Annotated in this window: 3 protein-coding genes and 1 pseudogene; all 4 read right to left on the bottom strand. The window is 40.5% G+C overall.

The annotated features are described in order from the left end of the window. Positions 1-141: 141 nt before the first annotated feature. The 4 genes and pseudogenes from CHH67_RS24105 to CHH67_RS24090 all read right to left on the bottom strand — a co-directional run bounded on the left by CHH67_RS24105 (position 142) and on the right by CHH67_RS24090 (position 2,767). On the bottom strand, positions 142-501 hold the full coding sequence (locus CHH67_RS24105) for a hypothetical protein (protein ID WP_095267911.1): 360 nt from the start codon (positions 499-501) through the stop codon (positions 142-144). Continuing rightward, positions 498-1,469 carry a hypothetical protein gene (locus CHH67_RS26950; protein ID WP_244908317.1) on the bottom strand — a complete coding sequence of 324 codons (972 nt, stop codon included), beginning with the start codon at positions 1,467-1,469 and terminating at the stop codon, positions 498-500. Before CHH67_RS26950 ends, CHH67_RS24105 begins: the two co-directional genes overlap by 4 nt. Positions 1,470-1,574: 105 nt before the next feature. Then, positions 1,575-1,757 (bottom strand): annotated as a pseudogene (locus CHH67_RS26945) (WXG100 family type VII secretion target); the annotation flags it as partial. Positions 1,758-2,419: 662 nt separating this feature from the next. After that, entirely contained in the window at positions 2,420-2,767 is a 348-nt protein-coding gene (locus CHH67_RS24090) for a DUF3221 domain-containing protein (RefSeq protein WP_095267910.1), read from the bottom strand. Positions 2,768-3,219: the final 452 nt, after the last annotated feature.

Raw genomic sequence — 3,219 nt, 5'->3', positions numbered from 1 at the left:
GTAGCCAGTCCTCTTAGCCACTTACTTCACATTTTTCTAACAACCATTTCTTTGCATCATCTGATTTCAACAAAATTGGTTTCTCCAACGTACCAATATTAATACTTTTAATATGAGCTTCTTCTATACTTAATATTTTTTCTAACCTTCCTGATGTTCCGTTTTCGCTAAATCAATCGCCACGGCTAGTTTAATTTGAAATACTTTACTCAACCGTTTTTGGAAATCCTTCAGATTGTAAGTTTCAATTAAAGGAACTTCCGAGTGATTGACTCTACTAATTTCAACTTTAGCGATTTTATCAGTGTCAACCAAGATAGTGTATATATCCTCGCCTTGTTCAGGTGTCCAATTCAAAATATATGCACTTTTTAATTCTCCAAAAGTATCTTTTAACACATTCATTATTAATTCGGCTTTTCCGTCTTTAGCCAAGACCAAATTCGAACCCTCTAGTTCCTTTCTGAATTCTTGTTCTTGTTTACTTCCTTTGAGTTTCATTTAATCACTCCCGGTGTAGCAGTAACTAGATTTCCATGCTTATCGGTTAATACAGTCATAATATTTGTTGGAGAACCACTAAGCTTGTCAATTCCTATGTTAAAGTCTAAAGTAACTTCCCTCACATATCTAGCTTGTTTTTCAATTGACCCTTCTGCTAACTTTATGTCTGAATATAATACTCTTGAAACTGGTGTACTCACAACTTCTTTACTTTGAAGAATGCTTTTTAGTTCATCAGGTGTAACCGAGAATTGGGAAGCATTCTTATTGGGGTTAAAATGCCTATCTAGTACATGGTTAAATCCTGCCCCTTCCTCTGCAGTTCCACTTCTTAAGTTTATTCTTGATTGAACTATAGGGGGCATTCCATCAATCTTAGCCGGCCCCTCATCCCCCGACTTCTCACCGTCACCATCACCGCCACGATCGCCGCTATCATCACCGGCACCACTACCGCTACCACTACCGGCACCATTACCAGCACCACTACCGCCACCATGATCATTATGCTTATTATTCAGCGGGCCTCTCCCCCTAATTCCAGCACGGTTGAGAATAACCTCCCCAACGATCAAAGCTGCCGCCTGCCCCAAATAATTGGACCAACCACCTGCTGAATCGACTTCTTGCATGGTGTCTTCCACGACTTTGTCACGGTACTCATTGCTAAAAAGCATTCTGCCGGCCCATATCCCCGTGTTCCAAATTTCCTCGACCGTCCCGATGGTTGCATTATAGAGCATCTCTTTCCCGGTTCCAAGCGGATCTTCGTACAAGGATATCCCCGTATCCTTTAACGAGTTCCCTAACTGGGCGGCCCCGATCTTTACGCCCTCCCATACTTCCCCTGCTTCTTGCTTCACGGTGTCCCATGCCTTCCCGGCTTCCTGCTGCACCGAATTCCAGGCTTCCTCGGCACTTCTCCCCATATCCTCTACGGCACTGTTGAATGTGTGTCTCCTCATCAAAGGGGATGTTCCCAGCACATGCCCAGCAAATTGGATCGGTTGTACCCGCTCATCTGCTGACTTAAATCGTTGGGCAATCCCTCTCAGCTCCAGGCTTGTCCGATGGATATGCTCCGTGGTCTGCGTCATCTCCCGATGTGCCCGTTGAAAATCCGCGTAAAAACGGGATCTCGTCGTACCTTCCCACCCAGACTCCAGCATATGGATGTTCTGGTTCAGCATGTGTATCATTGCTTCCAGCTGTTCATGCGCCCTGGAGCATTGCTCTGCAACACGCAGCAACATGTCCGGTGTGACCAAAATTCTACTCATAACAACCTCTCCATCTTGCTTTCGGGATTGAACCCGATTTCCGATCATAGCTAACTTAAATATTTTACTCCACTTGAATTATTTGGAAAAGGTTCTCAAGGCCTTGCTATGTCACTTAAAACTAGGATCTTTTTCTCAGTTAGATACGGGACTTTATTACGAGCGAGGTTTTCAGTAATATGACCATTATTATAGGTGGGAGGATGAAGGGAGTCACGACATGGCATACCTTAAAAAAGGGGCGAATAGATGGATTAATTCATCCTTCATTATTCTCCCCCTTGCTTGCACTGAAAATGTTTAGAAAAGAATGATTTGTCCTTGTATTTAGGTCTTATATTTTAAAACGTAGTGGTATGATTGGTAGGGCAATTCTAGCAGGCTGGATATTTGGAGAAGGAGTTCATCTGCTCTCTTGATCAGATTCATCGGATGTGTATTTTCAAAACAAAAAGGAGAGGTTCGCTTATATACTTGTCACAGTAATGACTGCTCTCGCCAATATCCCGAGATTACGGTTAACCATATATGTTCTTGTTTTTTCCGTTAAAACACAAAAAGCCGCAAGCTCCGCGGCTATTAAGCGAGTATGTTCTTGTCGTCTTACAATCAGGCATTCCACTTTTTGAGCATACTTAATTTTCATCTAATTTTTCGTATTTTTTGGAAGTGATTTTACCAGGATAAGATGTTTCCGCCGTTTCATAATAAACTATAATTTCCTCGCCAACTGTAAAATCAGAAGGATCGATATTACTCACCCAATATATTTCAGTATAGTCCACTGATTCAATTACAACCTGAGTATCTTTCTTAATATCCTTCTCTTCAAGTCCAGCAATTACTAGTATTTTATTATTTTTGTGGTCAATTTCTTTTACCACCCCTTGCAATTGCTGGTATCGTGAATCGAAGTTTTTACAAGCGCTTAATAGGAGAACTATGAAACAACATATTAACAGTATCCATTTGTATTTTTTCATTTCATACCTCCCTTACATAATGAAGGTTCTTACTATGAAAAAAAATCAGCAAATTCTTTAGTAGAGGATATTAATGGTTTTACCCCCTTGAACATGAAGGGCATTCATGGTGAATATACCATAGAGGAAATTGAAAAGGAAATATTAAAGACTTTATCGAAAGCCTTATAAATTACAAGCCGCTCTCCATGATTTTGATCAAGATGGCATTAGTGAATTAATCGTCACAGCTGGCGACTCAATAATTGATTTAAGCATTTAGGGTTATTCCTTTACAACCGTCGGGGACTTACAGAAAATCAATCCAATCAAGCAGGAATTATCAATTACTGGCCAGGGGTACATAGAGCTTGATGGTGATGAAATTATTGCTCTTTATGGCTCTCAAGGATTATTCAATTTTTATAAATATGTGGATAAGGTGTTTATGCAACCCGTTTATTAAGTTAGTT

The sequence above is a fragment of the Paenibacillus campinasensis genome (assembly GCF_002272015.1).
GTDB classification, from domain to species: Bacteria; Bacillota; Bacilli; order Paenibacillales; family Paenibacillaceae; genus Paenibacillus_AQ; species Paenibacillus_AQ campinasensis.
This window is presented reverse-complemented; position numbering and strand designations above follow the sequence as displayed.

Bases quoted from the DNA above. Each gene is read 5' to 3' on its own strand.
- CHH67_RS26950 (WP_244908317.1), bottom strand. From the start codon at position 1,469: ATGAGGAGACACACATTCAACAGTGCCGTAGAGGATATGGGGAGAAGT.
- CHH67_RS24105 (WP_095267911.1), bottom strand. From the start codon at position 501: ATGAAACTCAAAGGAAGTAAACAAGAACAAGAATTCAGAAAGGAACTA.
- CHH67_RS24090 (WP_095267910.1), bottom strand. From the start codon at position 2,767: ATGAAAAAATACAAATGGATACTGTTAATATGTTGTTTCATAGTTCTC.